Consider the following 16,250-nt stretch of genomic DNA (forward strand, 5'->3'; position numbering starts at 1 on the left):
CCTCTTCGGTTTGCTTATTTACGAAACTGGAGCAGACAGACCTGGATTACATAGCCTGCGCTGCTTAATTAGCAACAATGTTGACAAGCTTGCCTTTTACCGCAATTACCTTGCGAATCGTCTTGCCTGCCAGAAGTACAGCAACCTTTTCTTGTTCCTTTGCAATAGCTTCCATTTCAGCTTCAGCTGTTTCTGCAGGAATAGAAAGGCGCTCAACAATTTTGCCATTCACTTGAATTACAATTTCGACGGAGGAATCCACTGTCCATTTCTCATCGTAGACCGGCCATGGCACATATGTGATGGACTCGCTATGGCCCAAGCGCTCCCAAAGCTCTTCAGCAATATGCGGCGCAAGCGGTGACAATAGCTGCACAAAGTTTTCCATCGCCTTGCGCGGCAGCACTTCTGCCTTATTCGCTTCGTTGACGAAAATCATCAGCTGGCTGATCGCTGTATTAAAGTGCAGCTGATCAAAGTCTTCCGTTACTTTTTTGATCGTCCGGTGCCATACTTTATTGAACTCCCCACTCACTTCAGAGTCGCTTATTTTGTCATTCAATTGATCATTGTCTTGAACAAACAGTCTCCATACGCGGCTTAAGAAACGATGCGCCCCTTCTACCCCGTTCGTGCTCCAAGGCTTAGTAGCTTCCAAAGGACCCATAAACATTTCGTACATGCGAAGCGTATCGCCGCCGAATTCATTGACAATTTCATCCGGATTAATGACATTGCCGCGCGACTTGGACATTTTTTCATTGTTTGTGCCCAAAATCATGCCTTGGTTAACCAGCTTATAGAATGGCTCCTTCGTATGCACAATGCCCATGTCGTACAATACCTTGTGCCAGAAGCGCGCATACAGCAGATGCAATACAGCATGCTCTGCGCCGCCGATATAAAGATCTACCGGAAGCCATTGCTTTTGCTTTTCTGGCGAACAAATTTCTTTGTCATTTTTCGGATCGATAAAACGAAGGTAATACCAGCAGCTTCCTGCCCATTGCGGCATTGTATTCGTTTCGCGGCGCGCTTTCATGCCTGTTTCGGGATCGATCGTATTTACCCACTCCGTAACGTTCGCCAGCGGCGATTCACCTGTGCCGGACGGCTTGATTTCATCTACATCTGGCAATACAAGCGGCAATTGATCCTCAGGAACTGTCTTCATCGTGCCGTCTTCCAAATGCAAAATAGGAATCGGCTCTCCCCAGTAACGCTGACGGCTGAACAGCCAGTCGCGCAGACGATACGTAACCTTGGCTTTTCCTTTTCCGGTCTCTTCCAAGTGCTTGATCATCGCAGCAATAGCATCTGTGTTGTTAAGTCCGTTCAAAAAGTCTGAGTTAACGTGAACACCGTCTCCAGTATAAGCCTCTGCTGACACGTCGCCGCCTGACACAACCTCTACGATCGGCAGATCGAACTGCTTTGCAAATTCATAGTCTCTCGCATCATGGCCAGGAACTGCCATAATCGCGCCTGTACCATAACCGGCAAGCACATAATCAGCAATCCAGATTGGCGTTTTGACGCCGTTGGCAGGATTGATTGCATAAGCGCCGGTAAATACACCGGTTTTCACTTTGGCCAGATCGGTACGCTCCAAGTCGCTTTTGCGGGATGCGGCTTCCTGGTAAGCCTTAATCGCTTCCTGCTGCTCTGAAGTAGTAATGCGGGCAACGAGTTCATGCTCAGGAGCCAGCACGCAGTAGGTCGCCCCGAACAAAGTGTCCGGACGGGTTGTAAAGACGACAAGTGAAGCGTCCTCTATACCGTCAATGGCAAATGTAACTTCAGCGCCTGTTGACTTGCCAATCCAGTTGCGCTGCATATCTTTAATGCTTTCCGGCCAATCCAGCTCTTCCAAATCCTCAAGCAGACGCTCGGCATAAGCAGTAATTTTTAGCATCCACTGGCGCATCGGTTTGCGAATAACCGGATGGTTGCCGCGTTCGCTAAGGCCGTCTATGACTTCCTCATTGGCCAGAACCGTACCGAGCGCAGGACACCAGTTAACCGGAACCTCGGCAACATACGCTAGGCCGCGTTTGTACAATTGAACAAAAATCCATTGTGTCCATTTATAATAATCAGGATCCGTTGTGCTGAACTCCCGATCCCAGTCATAGGAAAAGCCAAGCGACTTGATTTGTCTGCGGAAGTTATCAATATTTCTAAATGTAATATCTCGCGGATGCTGACCTGTATCCAGCGCGTGCTGCTCAGCCGGCAAGCCGAAAGCATCCCAGCCCATTGGGTGAAGAACATTGTAACCGCGCATTCGCTTATAACGCGACATAATATCAGTTGCTGTATAGCCTTCTGGATGGCCTACGTGCAATCCTGCGCCTGAAGGATACGGAAACATATCCAGCGCGTAAAACTTCGGCTTGCTGTCGTCCACTTCATCCTCTGTTCTAAACGTTTTATTATCATCCCAATACTTTTGCCATTTCGGCTCAATCGCCTGCGGATTATACCCGCTTGTTTGCTGACCCTGACTCATCCTAAAAACCTCCTAATTGACGTCGACCCTATCGTACTCGGTGAGAATTAAAAATAAAAATTACATTTTCATATATCCAAGGATAAACGGCTCCGCCGTCCTTTGGAAAGGCGCGTTTACCGATGAATTACATTCTTATAATCTAAAAAACCTCTCGCCCCCAGCGTATAATCGCTAGGGACGAGAGGTTATTCTCCCGTGGTACCACCCTAGTTAGCAATAGACAGGCTTTGCCTATGCTCACTTTAAGCCTGTAACGCAGGCTAACGGCGCAAGCAATGCAATTGCGATGCGCAGCTCCAAGGCAAGTTCCTAATGCAACAGGTTCGGCTTGCACCATCCGCCGACTCTCTATACCTTGTTAACAGAAGTACTGCTCCTCTTCCAAGCTGATTACTTATATTGAACTAACAATCATTATAAAGTTCGTCATGACTGCTGTCAAGATTCCATCGCCTGCTCCCCAATTTTACGGTCAGCACCAGCTCCCCAGCCAGCGAACCCATAAAGTACGACAACAGCGAGCAGCATGATGAGCGACATATTCCAGCTGCTGGTCACATCATGCAGCAGACCGAACAGGAACGGTCCAAAGGCGGCAAGCAAATAGCCAATCGATTGCGCCATGCCTGAAATTTGTGCAGATTGATGAGCAGTTGCAGTCCGTAATACAAAAAACATAACCGCCAGCCCAAAGCCTGCGCCTGCAGCAATTCCTGTTACGATAATCCATAGCACGATCAAGCTGGTGTCACCGCTAAGCAGCCCCAAATAGCCGATAGCGAATAAAATTGCGGTAATTAGCGCATAACCGCGCTGGCTAGCTCTTCTGCCTGCCAAAATCGGAATAATAAATGTAGATGGCATGCCTACAATTTGCAGCAGAGACAGCATCCAGCCTGCTTCGGCATGGCTAAGTCCGCGGTCAATGAGCATCTCAGGAATCCAGGTGATGTTTATATAGAAGCAAAAGGATTGCAAGCCTAGAAAAAAAGTAACAAACCAGGCTACCTTGGAGCTCCAAATCGGCCTCGGCTTTGCTTGATTTAAGCCACTGACGAAAGCAAGCTGCTGCTTCCCTCGCAATTGCAGCATCCAGACAACCGCCGCCAATAAAGCAAATACTGCGGTGCCTCCCAATACGACATTCCACTTTATACCCGCCTGTTCAGTAAGCGGAATGCTGAACCCCGACGCTATTGCACCGCCGAGGTTCATCACGACTGTATACAAGCCGGTCATAAGACCAGCCTTCTGATTGTAATCCCGCTTAATAATGCTGGGCAGAAGCACGTTTCCGACTGCAATTCCCATTCCTAACAGCGCTGTGCCTGCATATAAGGCAGGTATCGTAGCGAGTGAGCGCAGGGCAATTGCACCTGCCAGTACCAGCATCGCAAAAAACAATGTATTTTCAATGCCAATGCGGTTTGACCAAATCGGCGCCAGCGGAGAAATAGCGGCAAAGGCCAGCAGCGGCAGCGTTGTAAGCAGCCCTGTCATCGCTCCCGACAACCCCAATGCTTGCTGAATTTCTGATACGATAGAACCGACTGCCGTAATCGGCGCCCTTAATACTAGTGCAGTAAGCATGACACCGCCAAGCAGCAGCCATGAGCGTTGAATATGTGCTTGTGTTGATTTCCCTTCCAGATCTGTGTTTGCCAAGCTGTTCAAAGTTTCATCAGCCACCCTTTCCCGAACTTGCTTCTATTTCTTGAATGGTTTTTTATTTAATTCCGAATCTTTCTATTTGATCATATTGGCCAGTAAGTTGCAATATCTTTTTTTGAGTCTCGCCAATCAGATCAAAGTGCGGATACGTTTCACGCGCGTGTATGTAATCTGGATTTAATTGATGCTGCCTGCACCATTCCATTAATCGTTCATAACTGCTGCAGCCAACCTTCGTAACAGTTTTCATTTTAGGAAAACGGTCATCGAGCCAATAATGCGTTAAAAAGGCAATCTCGCCCCTGTTTATTTTAGCCTTCCATTCATTTAATTCAGCTCTAGTGATGCCAAATGCCATAAGCCGCTCCTTTCGAGGCCATACTACTTGTAAGTTTCTGCATTCGATAGATGCACATTGCCTCAACAACTGATATACTAATTGCCATACGAATTAAGGAAAAGAGGATTTTTATGCCAGCACAAGCTTTCAACAATCTTGGAATTTCAGATAAACTTTGCAGCTTGCTTCAAAATGAAGGTATTATGACGCCAACTCCCGTACAGCAGCAGTCCATCCCCCTTGCGTTAAATGGCAGCGATCTAATTGCCCAGGCGCAAACCGGGACAGGTAAAACTCTTGCATTCGCTTTGCCTATTATACAGCAAATCAGAACAGATAAAGAGCATACCCAAGCCTTAATACTAACGCCGACCAGAGAGCTGGCCATTCAAATTACAAGCGAGCTAAAAAAATATGCAGCCGCTCACGACGTAACCGTACTCGCTGCTTACGGCGGCCAGGATGTCGAGGCGCAAATCCGCAAGCTGTATAATATGCCGCATATTATCGTAGCCACACCCGGACGCTTAATTGATCATATGCAGCGAGCTACTGTCAATCTGGGCAAGCTGTCGATGCTTGTTCTCGATGAAGCTGACCAAATGCTGCATATGGGCTTTCTGCCAGAGGTGGAATCCATCATTACTCAGACGCCAAAGGCCAGGCAGACCATGCTTTTCTCGGCAACGATGCCTGATGCCATTCGCCAGCTGGCTCAGGAGTATATGAAGCAGCCTGCAGATGTGCGCGTGCAAAGCAGCAATGTGACGCTGGACAATATTAAGCAGATTATCGTTGAAACGACAGACCGCGGAAAGCAGCGTGCGCTCATTCAGCTGTTGGAACAGCATAGGCCTTATCTTGCTGTTATTTTTTGCCGCACCAAGATCCGCGCCAAAAAGCTTAATGCAGCGCTGCAGGACTACGGTTTCGAATCGGACGAGCTGCATGGCGACCTAACTCAAGCGAAGCGTGAGCAGGTGATGAAACGGTTTAGAGAAGCGAAGCTGCAGGTTCTTGTCGCAACAGACGTCGCTGCCCGCGGATTGGACGTGGAAGGCGTGACGCATGTGTATAATTACGACGTGCCGCCGGATACGGAGCATTATATTCACCGGATCGGCCGCACTGGCCGGGCAGGCCAGCAGGGCACGGCTGTAACGATGGCAACCCCATATGATAAAAATACAATTTTCTCAATTGAACGTAAAATCAATGCAACAATTAAACGCATAGTGCTCGATCGCGATGGACATATTCAGTCTGAACGCAGTACAAGCAGCAAAGAGCAGTCAGACTATCGCCGCTCAGATAAACATAGCGATGCACGGGGCTCAAGAGGCAGAGGACAGAGGACAGCAGCTGTAAAAACAGGCAAAAAACCTGCTGCACAGCGCAGTGCAACTGCATCAGACAATCCATGGCAATCAAACGATTTAGAACTTCCTTCCAGCAAAAGGAAGCAAAGCTCTAAACGAAGCGGCCAAGGACAAAACCGTTCCGATCGCAGCGCCGGCAAAGGCTCCGTTTCGCAAAACCGCAATGAACGTCCAGCAAGCAACGGCGGAGGGCGCAGCGGCGGAAGAAGCAGCGCTGCTTCCGCTCGCAGAGGCGGCGGCTCGCGCGGAGGACGGGGCAAGAGATAACGGCACTGGCACAAGGATAAACGGATCCGCCGCCTTTGGACTGGCGCGTTTACCGATGAAATATAAGATCAGATATAAGTTGCAAAAACTTATACTTTCTTATATTTGAACAAAGGCCTAAATGAACAAAACCGGGACATTCATCCAATCCATTCGCCCCCAAAATCATACAATACACTATAACGATTGGCAGCTCACTCTACACTTTGCACTTTTGTCATCGTCAATTTTTTACCCTGGGGGGATTTGGAATGTCTGCTTGCCACTTCGGTCACAACACAACTACAGGCGTGATTTTAGTACTGTTTATTCTGCTTGTAATTATTACAAGAACTTTCTTCTAATTGCTCTAATCATCAAGCAGAAACGTTATTTGTCCTTGTCTGAGGACAATCCGTTTCTCGGCGAACAAGGTGAAACGGCTGTCGCCGTCCTTATGGCGATCATAAGTTTCATTCCGGAGAAATATTAGAACAGGTATAAGAAGAAAACTTATACTTTCTTATATTTCAAGAAGAAACGTTGTACGTCTTTTTCTAAAGTCGTACAGTTTCTCGGAGAATGATAAGAACGAGTTTATTGTAATAACTTATACTCTCCTAATGATTATATAAAACAGTACAAAGGTGCTAACACCTATATAATTTTAATAAAGAATCGTCGAGCAGCGCTTCGACGATTCTTTACCTTAGAACTTTTACATATATTAATCTAACTGCTGACCGGCTTGCCCATTGCCGCGATGAGCGCGCAGCCGCTCTATTTCTGTTTCTGTAAGCTCTCTGTAGCTGCCTTCCGCCAGTTTTTCATCTAGCTTTAGCGGGCCCATAGATACCCGTTTCAGCTCCAGCACTTTCTTTTCAACTGCTTCAAACATCCGTTTGACCTGATGAAACTTGCCTTCCTTAATCGTAAGCGATATACGCGAGCATCTGCCAGCAGACGCCGTAAAACGATCCTTAATTATAAGCTCTGCAGGCATCGTAACATAACCGTCATCCAGCTGCACGCCTTGCTTGAAGGCTTGAATATCCGCCTCGCCTGCCTCTCCCAGCACCAACGCTTCATACGTTTTATCAACGTGCTTGCGCGGCGAAAGCAGCTCATGCGCAAGCTGTCCGTCGTTCGTCAACAGCAGCAGTCCCGTCGTATCCTTGTCTAATCGTCCAACCGGAAAAGGATTGAGCAGCTGATCACCGCTTTTCAGCAAATCTATTACAGTCCGCTCGCGCAAATCCTCTGTTGCTGAAATTACTCCGGGCGGCTTGTTTAGCATAAGATAAATAAACTCCCGGTAACGAACAAGCCCCCCGTCAAATGTAACCTCGCTTTCGATCGAATCAACGATAAGACCGCTATCCTTTACGATCTTGCCATCAGCGACCACTCGGCCCTGCTTTACCGCTTTTTTAATTTCGCTGCGCGTTCCGAAACCGGTATGCGCAAGCAGCTTGTCTATTCTTATTCTCGGACTCATTTTATCCCCGCCTATCAGACACCATATTGTCAAATTGTACATTCGTAATATTACTTTACTCACTTACAATTTTATAGTTGTTTGTTGTATAATAATGAAGCAAATGCATGCGGCGCATGTCAATTATATCGAAAGTGGAGGTTGCTGTTCCTAATGAAAAAGAAAACCAAGTTTAAAATGTTTTATGTGTACCTGGGTATTATTCTTGTTCTGTTCGGGGGAATATTCGCATTAAATTCCATCGAATCAAAGGATAATATTTATGGTATCCCGTCATCACAATTAAACCCGGCTACCCGCAAGCAGCTCAATGACCCTAACTATCAGAATATCATACTACCTGCACAATTTGATGAAAAGGTCGAAAATAAAGAAGATTTCTTTGTGTATTTATTTTCTTCTACTTGCCACTACTGTAAGCAAACAACACCTGAGCTGATGCCTTTGGCTAAAGAGCTTAATATCGATTTGCCGCAGCTTAATTTGCTGGAGTTCAACTCCTATCAAAGATCGCTTAATGTAAATTACACGCCAACACTCGCTTATTTCAAGGATGGTGTTGAAGTAGACCGCATGGAAGGCGGCATTAAGGTAGAGGGTGCCAGCGAAGGCTATACGCTGGATCAATACCGAGAATTCTTTACAAAGCACGCAGGAAACAGTTAATATGATCAAACGATCCTTCATGTATGGACTAGCCCTTGCATTTACTTGTATCACGCTGCTGACAGCTTGTTCCTTGATCGAAAAGCCGTCGAACAAGCATGAGCATTTGGTCGGCACAGAAACGTGGGAAACTACAGCTTCAACGGATACACTGCCGCATTTTCTAACCGAGCATACAGATTTGACCAATCATTTGTATTCTGAAGTGCCTCATCATGCGCACATTATGGGAGAGCTGAATTGCTATTGCGGCTGCATGCTGGGCACGGAGTTTGACGAGCCGCATGATTCCTTGCTGCGCTGCTATTGGGCGGAGAAGCCTGACAGCGAAGGTGAAGTGGTATGGACTGATCATAGCACGACCTGCGGAGTATGCAAAAAAGAGATGGAAATGGTTATCGCCATGCAAAAAGAAGGCAAGTCTACTGATGACATTCGTCAGGCAATTGACGATGCGTATAAAGGCAACCAATAATAAACAGCAATAGCAAAAGATCGAGTTCGCCCCAAGACGAAACTCGATCTTTTTTCATTTTAGCCCTCTACATGCGCTTGGCCCTGGAAATCGACTCTTGAATAGCTGCTGACAGCTGAGATAAGCCGACATAATCAGACACCTCGAACAGCTCGTTGAATTGGATTTGATACTGGGCTGCCTCTCTGACCCGATGATAAAAATACAAATCCTGAATTCCGCTCAGCACTCTTGTGACTACATTAGACTGCTCTTCAAAATCTGTCTGGGCATCTAAAATTTCATGACGAATGCTTGCCATCTCTGTATCAAGTACAAAGGCAGCTTCAGCTGCTTTTTTCAGCCTCAAGCGCACATCTTCTGGAATTCTCTCTTTATACTTATAGTTCAATGAATGTTCGATTGTCGCCCAAAAATTCATTGCTAATGTTCGAATTTGGATTTCAGCCAGCACCTCAATATAGCCCAGCGCCGTTTGTACAGGATAGCGGACAATCATATGATAGCTTCGATATCCGCTTTCCTTGTAGTTGGTTATATAATCCTTCTCATAAACGAGCTGCAAATCTTTACGGTTGCGGATAAATGCTGCAACGCGATGAATATCATCAACGAACTGGCACATTATGCGAATGCCGGCTATATCCTCTATCCCTGTATCCAGCTCGTCCGAAGGAACTTGCAGACGCTTTGCCTTCTCCAAAATACTCGATATTCTTTTTACTCTGCCCGTTACAAATTCTATTGGAGCATACGATTCATGCAGCTTCAGCTCTGCCCTCATCGTTTTAAATTTTACTTTTAATTCTTCTACCGCTTGCTCGTATGGCTGTAAAAAAAGACTCCAGTCTCTACCGTCCATCCGGCCGCCTCCTGTTTCTAGCGATGATCTGCGCCTACTGCTTCAGCTATATTACGGTAGCCATCCTTGTGTAAGCAATCAATCAAGCCATTAGTTAATTCTCGCAGCACTCCGGGTCCTTTATAAATAAGCGCTGTATATATTTCTACCAACGAAGCACCTGCACGAATTTTATCGTATGCATCCTGTGCAGAAAAAATGCCTCCCGAGCCAATAATAGGTATTTGTCCGCCAGTTTGCTTATATACTGCCCGGATAACCTCAGTGGAACGCTCGCATAATGGCTTGCCGCTCAAGCCTCCCGCTTCAGAAGCATTAGCATGCTGCAAACCAGCGCGGGACAACGTTGTATTAGTAGCAATTATTCCCGATATACCGCTATTCATAATCGTGTCTACTGTATCCGCCAGTTCTTCATCCGTCATGTCAGGCGCAATTTTTACGAGTACTGGCTTGGTCTGGCTGCCCAGCCGGTTGCTTTGACTGTTCATTTCTGCAGTTACAGCCTGCAGCAATTTGCGCAGCTCCTCACCATGCTGCAAATCGCGAAGCCCTTGTGTATTGGGTGAGCTTATATTGACAACGAAAAAATCACCATGAGCATATAAAGCCCTTATGCAGGCCTCATAATCCTCATGAGCCTTTTCATTGGGCGTCACTTTATTTTTCCCAATATTTACGGCGATCGGGATACGATATATTTTTCTTTGCTTAAGATAGCGGGCCATCGCTGCAGTGCCTTCATTGTTGAAGCCCATACGATTAATTAAAGCTTCATCCGCTGGCAAACGAAATAAACGAGGCTGCTCGTTGCCTGGCTGCCCTTCAGGCGTAATCGTGCCTACCTCAGCAAATCCAAAGCCAATGCTAGAAAACCCGTCCGCACATTTTCCGTTCTTATCAAGTCCAGCCGCAAGTCCTATCGGATGCGGAAACGTCAGGCCGAACAATTCCGTCTCCAGCTCCGGTGCATGCTTAACCCCGTACATCATGTTAAGCAATCCATTCATGCCAGGAATCTTGCCGCCAAAAGCAAGCCCATCTATGACAAGGTGATGAGCCTTCTCAGCATCCATTTTGAAAAATATAGGCTTTAATATAGAACTGTAAAGCAAGCTGTTCACTCCGATCTCATTATATAGTCCAACGAACAGTTTAACTTTTTTATGTAAAAAAGAAAAGAGTTTCGTACAAGGTTATTCTACCATATTTTTTTAAAAATACGGTCATAGCAAATTTGTGAACTGTTGCAAAAACAAGAAACAAATAATGCTCAGATACGGATATCTGAGCAAAACTGGCACTATTCAGTTGCTAGGCGGTCAGAAAACGATTACAATGCTCTTATATGAACTTTTATTATAAATAGGAAAGGTTGATCGACGATGAGTGCAGCAAAACGCAAGCCGGCGCCTCTTAAAAGCAAGCCAAAAGTAGAAGAAGTAAATAAAAAAGCTATCGTATGGATCGGTTCTATTACCGCCCTTGTTATAATTATTATTGCTCTGCTGCTAATTTTCAGTTAATAGACTGCATACTTATTGCAGCCAACGATAAATTTTGTTCGGGTTTGTCTCGTCTTGCAGCGGCTCCAGCTTGAATCTTTCTCCTGCTGGCGCTTTAGCAAGGCGAGGCAGCGCATCGTACTTCATATGTACAGCCGTTCCAAGCGGCACCATATCATACAGCTCCTCCACATCCTTATTGCTCATTCTGATACATCCCTGCGATTCATCCTGTCCGATGCTGTCCGCCTTATTTGTGCCATGGATCGCATACAAAGTATTGGACAATGCCATGCCTCTGCTGCCGAATATTCCATTGTCGCTGCCATTTGGCGATTTTACTTTCTCGCTAATATAAAAGCTGCCTTTCGGCGTCCTTTCTCCCCCCAGTCCAACCGGGAAGCTGCGAATAATCATATTGTTATGCACGACTGCCAGTTGATGATTGCTGACATCGATTATTATTTCAAGCGGCTTGTCCCAGCCTTCCTGAAACAATCCATTCGTTCCGACGATTTGTGCGCCGTCATTGCTTTTGTTTTTGTCCGTTAATGCTGCGCTGCTGTTTGTATTATCACGCTTCGTTTGTTTTATCCTTGATAATACGTAATTGAATTTATCTTTGAGCACACTGCTTTCACCGGAGAGGATATTGTTCGGATAAGGCATAATGAGATCGTCCAAGCTTTGCGGCCATTTTTTATAGAGCCTTTCATATTGCATAATTCCGCTGGCTAATGTCCAATGATGCTCCTGCTGCTTGCTCCACTGATCATATTTGCTTTTAAGCTCAGACGAGCTGGCCGGCTCGCAGCGGCATAATTCCCGATCATACATTTTAATATCTAGCTGCGGCCCTTCTCCCTGCATCGCAGATAATAAAAACTTTTTGCTTCCGCCCCAATTATACCAGTTTCCCTGCTGTTCCAGCTGAGCTGCGATCGTAAGCTTAGGCGCTTCCTGACCTGCCGTTAAAATTTTATGCACAGCACTTCCTGCAGGCTTTAAATCGGAAACAGGCAGAAATAATACACCTATCTCATAGGGCATACTGCTTTCCGCTTTAACCGTCTCAGGCACTGGAGCTGCGGGCTTGGCAGAATTATAGTAATACGTCATGTATAGCCCTGCCAACAACAGTGGAACAGCCAGCAGAACAGCTTTTTTTATTTTCTTTTTGCGTTTTTGCTTTTTATCCCACAGCTTCAGCTGCTGTAATTGATATTCTGCTATAGGATGGCTTTCCTGCTCAAAGGCATCATATACTTCTCCCGCCTGGATAAAGCAGTAATTTGCTTTGCCTTCCTTGCCGGCCTGCAAGTAGTGCTTGCCTAGCAAATACCAGCCCATTTGATTATCAGGATTCTCCTTTACAAATTGCTTCAAATAAAGAGTATCCGCCAAATTGTCCATCATCTTCCTCCTTTTAAAGGTCTGATACTGTATATATCGGTTCTTTTTCGTTACATTTACATCTGTTATTGATTTTATATAAAAAAAAGATTTGTACCGGCACATAGCGCCTTTACAAATCTTTGTTCATGTATATAAAAGCCTTGCAGGAAAGCTGAATTAGCCTTCCATATCGAATGGCTCGTCTGCAATTTTGATCGAATCAGTTGGACAGCCATCTAATGCATCAAACATATCCTCGTGCATATCTTCTGGAATCTCAGTAACGCCACGATTGCAATCATTTTTATATATAACTTCAGCAATCCCTTCATCGTCGTAATCGTAAATGTCAGGCGCTGTAGCTCCGCATGCTCCGCAAGCAATACAAGTATCCTTCTCTACCCAAGTGTACTTAGCCATGGTGCTTCCCCTCCTATAAATATGACAAAATTCGCTATTTCAATGTAACGGAATGAACGGCTCTTCCGAAAGAGCAATTCCTCCAGAAATCACATTTGATGAAAGCTTCATTCATCAATATATAACAAATCATCATCCTTTTGCAAGGAAGTTCCTCGTATTCGCTTATTTCTAATTAATGCCGAAGGATCATTGCTCAGCATTCCTGCTGTCAGAACAGCATCCTCGCCAAATTTGTCACGCAGCTTATCCATCGCCTTTGTCAATGCTTGCTTGCGCGGCTGCTCTTCATAATTGAACAAATCAAGCTGCACAGCCGTTTCCCCCGCTTTGCTTAAATTTTGCAAGGTAACGCCAAGCAATCGGATCGGATCGCCAAGCTTCCAATGCTTGTCAAACAGCGCGCACGCTTCCTTGTAAATAATATCGGCCTCTTGGGTCGGTACCGGCAGCGTATGCGATCTCGTAATCGTCGTCATATCAGGCCTGCGAATCGTAATTTGAATAGTAGAGGCAATGAGCTGCTGGCGCCGCAGCCGTCTGCCTGTCTGATCGGAAAGATTCAAAAATATTCGACATACTTCTGCTCTTTCCGTCACATCCTTCGGTAAAGTTGTCGTATGTCCGATTGATTTATTCGGCTCCGCTGCTGCATGTACAGGTGAATGATCAATACCGTGCGCTGCCGACTTCATCCAGGCTCCAGCCACTCCAAATTGCTTGGTCAGCATCGTCTCATCAGCGGCAGCCAGTTGCCCGATTGTCCAAATGTTGAGTTTTTCAAGCTTTTGCGCAGTTTTGGAGCCAATGCCGAATAAAACCCGGCAAGGCCGGTCCCATAGCAGCTGCGGCACATCCCTTAACCGCAGTATCGTAATGCCATTCGGCTTCTTCATATCCGATGCCATCTTGGCCAGCAGCTTGTTGGGCGCAAGGCCAATCGAACAGGGCAATGACCATTCCGACTGGATCCTTTGCTGAAGCGCTGCTGCGATATCAATCGGCGAGCCGAACAGCTTGGAGCCGGTTATATCCATATAGCATTCGTCGATCGAAACCCGTTCAATCTGCGGCGTATACTGCCTGGCAATCGCCATAAAGCCCTGAGAGTATTTTTTGTATAGTGTAAAATCAGGTTTAATAAGTATAAGCTCCGGGCATATTCGCAGAGCCTGCCGCACATTCATTCCTGTTTTAATGCCAAGCGCTCTAGCCTCATAAGAGCAGGTGACAATAATGCCTTTGCGCTGCTCGGCGCTGCCAGACACCGCTGTCGGCTTGCCTTCATACAGCTCAGGCTGCTCGGCGGCATGAACGGAGCAATAAAAAGCATTCATATCCAAATGAATGATGACTCTGCCCTTGCTCGGATACATTTGTTCTATATTTGTAAAGTTTTGGCCGCTCATGGCAGCTTCGACCTCCAGCATAAAATGCAAACATCTATTCTGCTTTTATCATAACGCAGTCTCTAAAAGAAGTCTAATAACGATAGCATTATGGCTGAAATTATTTTTTTATTTGCTAATAATCCTTATTTTCACTCTACTTTACAGGGATAAAGTGTTATAATATTAAATTATGATTTGTGGGTGAGTTAAGTGAAGGAGGCCTTTAAATTAATGAATGACCAAATCTTTATATTTGACACAACATTACGGGATGGCACGCAAGGTGAGGGCATAAGCCTCTCAGCCGATGACAAGCTAAAAATTGCCCAAAAGCTTGATGCGCTTGGGGTTCATTATATTGAAGGCGGAAATCCTGGCAGCAACAGTAAAGATATCGAATTTTTTCAGCGCGTCAAGGAGCTGAACCTTACTTCTAAAGTTACCGCTTTCGGCAGCACGCGCCGAAAGAACAGCATTGCTGAGCAAGACGCCAATTTGCAGCGCATTGTGGAGTCCGGCGTTAGAGCTTCCACCTTGGTTGGAAAAGCGTGGGATTTTCATGTGCATACAGCACTGCAAACTACACTCGAAGAAAATTTGGCAATGATTTACGATTCAATCGCGTTTTTAAAACGCAACGAGCTAGAAGCCATGTACGATGCGGAGCATTTCTTCGACGGATATAAAAACAATCCGGAATATGCGATCGCCGCACTCAAAAAAGCACAGGACGCCGGAGCGAACTGGCTCGTGCTATGCGATACAAATGGCGGCACGCTGCCAGGTGAGATTCACGAAATCGTATCGCGCGTTCGCGAGCAGCTCTCTGCGCCGATCGGCATCCATACGCATAATGACTGCGAGCTGGCCGTAGCCAATACGTTAGCAGCTATTCAAGCTGGCGCACGCCAGGTGCAAGGTACGATCAACGGCTATGGCGAGCGCTGCGGCAATGCTAATCTGTGCTCAATCATCCCTAACCTGCAGCTCAAAATGAACTACGAGTGCTTGCCGCCAGAAAAGCTGGCTACCCTTACAGGCACAGCAAGATATATTAGTGAAATTGCAAATGTCCATATGCCGGTTGGCCAAGCTTATGTCGGCAATGCAGCTTTTGCACATAAAGGCGGCATCCATGTATCCGCGATATTAAAGGATGCAAAAACATACGAGCATATCGCGCCTGAGCTAGTCGGAAACAAACAGCGCATTCTCGTTTCCGAGCTTGCAGGCCAAAGCAATATTATATCCAAAGCGATCGAGCTTGGATTAGATGTCAATACGAATAATGAAAAAACAAAGCAGATCATCGATCAAATCAAAGAGCTGGAGCATCAAGGCTATCAATTTGAAGGCGCGGACGCTTCGCTCGAGCTGCTGCTGAGAGAAGCCTTCGGAGAAGCAAAAGAGCTATTCTCCGTCGAATCCTTCAAAATGCATGTCGAACGCACAAATGGCAAAATGATTTCGGAAGCAATCGTCAAAATTAATGTTGACGGCCAGCAGGTATATACTGCAGCTGAAGGAAACGGGCCGGTCAATGCACTGGACAATGCGCTTCGCAAAGCTTTGGTTCAATTTTATCCAAATATTGAAAAAATCCATCTGTCCGATTACAAGGTTAGAGTTATCGATGAAAAGGATGCTACTGCCGCTAAAGTCAGAGTGCTTGTTGAATCAACTGGGCTTAACAATACATGGAGCACAGTCGGCGTATCCGGCAACGTTATCGAGGCAAGCTGGGAGGCGCTTGTTGACAGCATCCGCTATGCGCTGATCAATATGGAGAAGGTTGAGGGCGTTATCCAGGAATCAACGGATCGTCTTGGTTTGGTCAATCATTAAAGACGGGGGCGCTTGCCGAACCTTTATTGGTGAGGCAGCATA

The 16,250-nt window shown here is 46.1% G+C and carries 15 protein-coding genes and 1 other annotated feature; of the genes, 6 read left to right on the top strand and 9 right to left on the bottom strand.

All coding sequences use genetic code 11. The annotated features are described in order from the left end of the window. Nucleotides 1-64 precede the first annotated feature (64 nt). The 3 genes from leuS to V1L65_RS20410 form a co-directional block, all read right to left on the bottom strand. On the bottom strand, nt 65-2,512 hold the full coding sequence (gene leuS / locus V1L65_RS20400; RefSeq protein WP_331701084.1) for a leucine--tRNA ligase: 2,448 nt from the start codon (nt 2,510-2,512) through the stop codon (nt 65-67). Between the two features lie 173 nt (nt 2,513-2,685). Continuing rightward, nucleotides 2,686-2,908: a binding site (T-box leader), on the bottom strand. A 45-nt stretch (nt 2,909-2,953) separates the two neighbouring features. Continuing rightward, nucleotides 2,954-4,204 carry a CynX/NimT family MFS transporter gene (locus tag V1L65_RS20405; protein ID WP_442955708.1) on the bottom strand — a complete coding sequence of 417 codons (1,251 nt, stop codon included), beginning with the start codon at nt 4,202-4,204 and terminating at the stop codon, nt 2,954-2,956. A gap of 37 nt (nt 4,205-4,241) precedes the next feature. Beyond that, nucleotides 4,242-4,544 (bottom strand): hypothetical protein, encoded by a 303-nt coding sequence (locus tag V1L65_RS20410; protein WP_331701085.1) that lies wholly within the window; start codon nt 4,542-4,544, stop codon nt 4,242-4,244. A gap of 113 nt (nt 4,545-4,657) precedes the next feature. On the opposite strand from V1L65_RS20410, the gene V1L65_RS20415 reads away from it, so the two are divergent. Then, nucleotides 4,658-6,172: a DEAD/DEAH box helicase gene (locus V1L65_RS20415; protein ID WP_331701087.1), complete on the top strand. Its 1,515-nt coding sequence runs from the start codon at nt 4,658-4,660 to the stop codon at nt 6,170-6,172. A 251-nt stretch (nt 6,173-6,423) separates the two neighbouring features. Beyond that, a complete protein-coding gene (locus tag V1L65_RS20420; RefSeq protein WP_331701088.1) occupies nt 6,424-6,516 on the top strand; it encodes a YjcZ family sporulation protein in 93 nt (30 codons plus the stop codon). Between the two features lie 362 nt (nt 6,517-6,878). On the opposite strand, the gene V1L65_RS20425 is transcribed toward V1L65_RS20420, so the two are convergent. Next, entirely contained in the window at nt 6,879-7,649 is a 771-nt protein-coding gene (locus V1L65_RS20425) for a pseudouridine synthase (RefSeq protein ID WP_331701089.1), read from the bottom strand. 153 nt (nt 7,650-7,802) lie between these two features. On the opposite strand from V1L65_RS20425, the gene V1L65_RS20430 reads away from it, so the two are divergent. After that, entirely contained in the window at nt 7,803-8,315 is a 513-nt protein-coding gene (locus V1L65_RS20430) for a thioredoxin family protein (RefSeq protein ID WP_331701090.1), read from the top strand. Nucleotide 8,316: 1 nt separating this feature from the next. After that, nucleotides 8,317-8,790, top strand: a complete 474-nt coding sequence (locus V1L65_RS20435; RefSeq protein ID WP_331701091.1) for a PCYCGC motif-containing (lipo)protein — start codon at nt 8,317-8,319, stop codon at nt 8,788-8,790. Between the two features lie 67 nt (nt 8,791-8,857). Here the strand turns inward: V1L65_RS20435 and V1L65_RS20440 are convergent, their stop codons facing one another. Together V1L65_RS20440 and V1L65_RS20445 are read right to left on the bottom strand one after the other, a co-directional pair. Next, complete coding sequence (locus tag V1L65_RS20440; protein ID WP_331701092.1) at nt 8,858-9,652, bottom strand: GTP pyrophosphokinase; 795 nt, start codon at nt 9,650-9,652, stop codon at nt 8,858-8,860. Nucleotides 9,653-9,669: 17 nt separating this feature from the next. Continuing rightward, nucleotides 9,670-10,767 carry a quinone-dependent dihydroorotate dehydrogenase gene (locus V1L65_RS20445; RefSeq protein ID WP_331701107.1) on the bottom strand — a complete coding sequence of 366 codons (1,098 nt, stop codon included), beginning with the start codon at nt 10,765-10,767 and terminating at the stop codon, nt 9,670-9,672. Between the two features lie 270 nt (nt 10,768-11,037). Between V1L65_RS20445 and V1L65_RS20450 the strand changes: the two genes are divergently transcribed. Continuing rightward, nucleotides 11,038-11,178: a hypothetical protein gene (locus V1L65_RS20450; RefSeq protein WP_331701093.1), complete on the top strand. Its 141-nt coding sequence runs from the start codon at nt 11,038-11,040 to the stop codon at nt 11,176-11,178. Nucleotides 11,179-11,190: 12 nt separating this feature from the next. Here the strand turns inward: V1L65_RS20450 and V1L65_RS20455 are convergent, their stop codons facing one another. From V1L65_RS20455 to V1L65_RS20465, 3 genes are all read right to left on the bottom strand, one after another. Beyond that, complete coding sequence (locus V1L65_RS20455) at nt 11,191-12,573, bottom strand: L,D-transpeptidase family protein (protein ID WP_331701094.1); 1,383 nt, start codon at nt 12,571-12,573, stop codon at nt 11,191-11,193. A 156-nt stretch (nt 12,574-12,729) separates the two neighbouring features. After that, the gene (locus V1L65_RS20460) at nt 12,730-12,972 is read right to left on the bottom strand and encodes a ferredoxin (RefSeq protein ID WP_331701095.1); all 243 of its coding nucleotides are present in this window, start codon (nt 12,970-12,972) and stop codon (nt 12,730-12,732) included. Nucleotides 12,973-13,079: 107 nt separating this feature from the next. Then, the gene (locus V1L65_RS20465) at nt 13,080-14,402 is read right to left on the bottom strand and encodes a DNA polymerase IV (RefSeq protein WP_331701097.1); all 1,323 of its coding nucleotides are present in this window, start codon (nt 14,400-14,402) and stop codon (nt 13,080-13,082) included. Nucleotides 14,403-14,594: 192 nt separating this feature from the next. On the opposite strand from V1L65_RS20465, the gene cimA reads away from it, so the two are divergent. After that, entirely contained in the window at nt 14,595-16,208 is a 1,614-nt protein-coding gene (cimA, locus tag V1L65_RS20470) for a citramalate synthase (protein WP_331701098.1), read from the top strand. The last annotated feature ends 42 nt before the right edge of the window (nt 16,209-16,250 follow it).

This window comes from Paenibacillus sp. IITD108 (assembly GCF_036541265.1).
Classification (GTDB): domain Bacteria; phylum Bacillota; class Bacilli; order Paenibacillales; family Paenibacillaceae; genus Pristimantibacillus.

Bases quoted from the DNA above. Each gene is read 5' to 3' on its own strand.
- leuS (WP_331701084.1), bottom strand. From the start codon at position 2,512: ATGAGTCAGGGTCAGCAAACAAGCGGGTATAATCCGCAGGCGATTGAG.
- V1L65_RS20410 (WP_331701085.1), bottom strand. From the start codon at position 4,544: ATGGCATTTGGCATCACTAGAGCTGAATTAAATGAATGGAAGGCTAAA.
- V1L65_RS20415 (WP_331701087.1), top strand. From the start codon at position 4,658: ATGCCAGCACAAGCTTTCAACAATCTTGGAATTTCAGATAAACTTTGC.
- V1L65_RS20420 (WP_331701088.1), top strand. From the start codon at position 6,424: ATGTCTGCTTGCCACTTCGGTCACAACACAACTACAGGCGTGATTTTA.
- V1L65_RS20425 (WP_331701089.1), bottom strand. From the start codon at position 7,649: ATGAGTCCGAGAATAAGAATAGACAAGCTGCTTGCGCATACCGGTTTC.
- V1L65_RS20430 (WP_331701090.1), top strand. From the start codon at position 7,803: ATGAAAAAGAAAACCAAGTTTAAAATGTTTTATGTGTACCTGGGTATT.
- V1L65_RS20435 (WP_331701091.1), top strand. From the start codon at position 8,317: ATGATCAAACGATCCTTCATGTATGGACTAGCCCTTGCATTTACTTGT.
- V1L65_RS20440 (WP_331701092.1), bottom strand. From the start codon at position 9,652: ATGGACGGTAGAGACTGGAGTCTTTTTTTACAGCCATACGAGCAAGCG.
- V1L65_RS20450 (WP_331701093.1), top strand. From the start codon at position 11,038: ATGAGTGCAGCAAAACGCAAGCCGGCGCCTCTTAAAAGCAAGCCAAAA.
- V1L65_RS20455 (WP_331701094.1), bottom strand. From the start codon at position 12,573: ATGATGGACAATTTGGCGGATACTCTTTATTTGAAGCAATTTGTAAAG.
- V1L65_RS20460 (WP_331701095.1), bottom strand. From the start codon at position 12,972: ATGGCTAAGTACACTTGGGTAGAGAAGGATACTTGTATTGCTTGCGGA.
- V1L65_RS20465 (WP_331701097.1), bottom strand. From the start codon at position 14,402: ATGCTGGAGGTCGAAGCTGCCATGAGCGGCCAAAACTTTACAAATATA.
- cimA (WP_331701098.1), top strand. From the start codon at position 14,595: ATGAATGACCAAATCTTTATATTTGACACAACATTACGGGATGGCACG.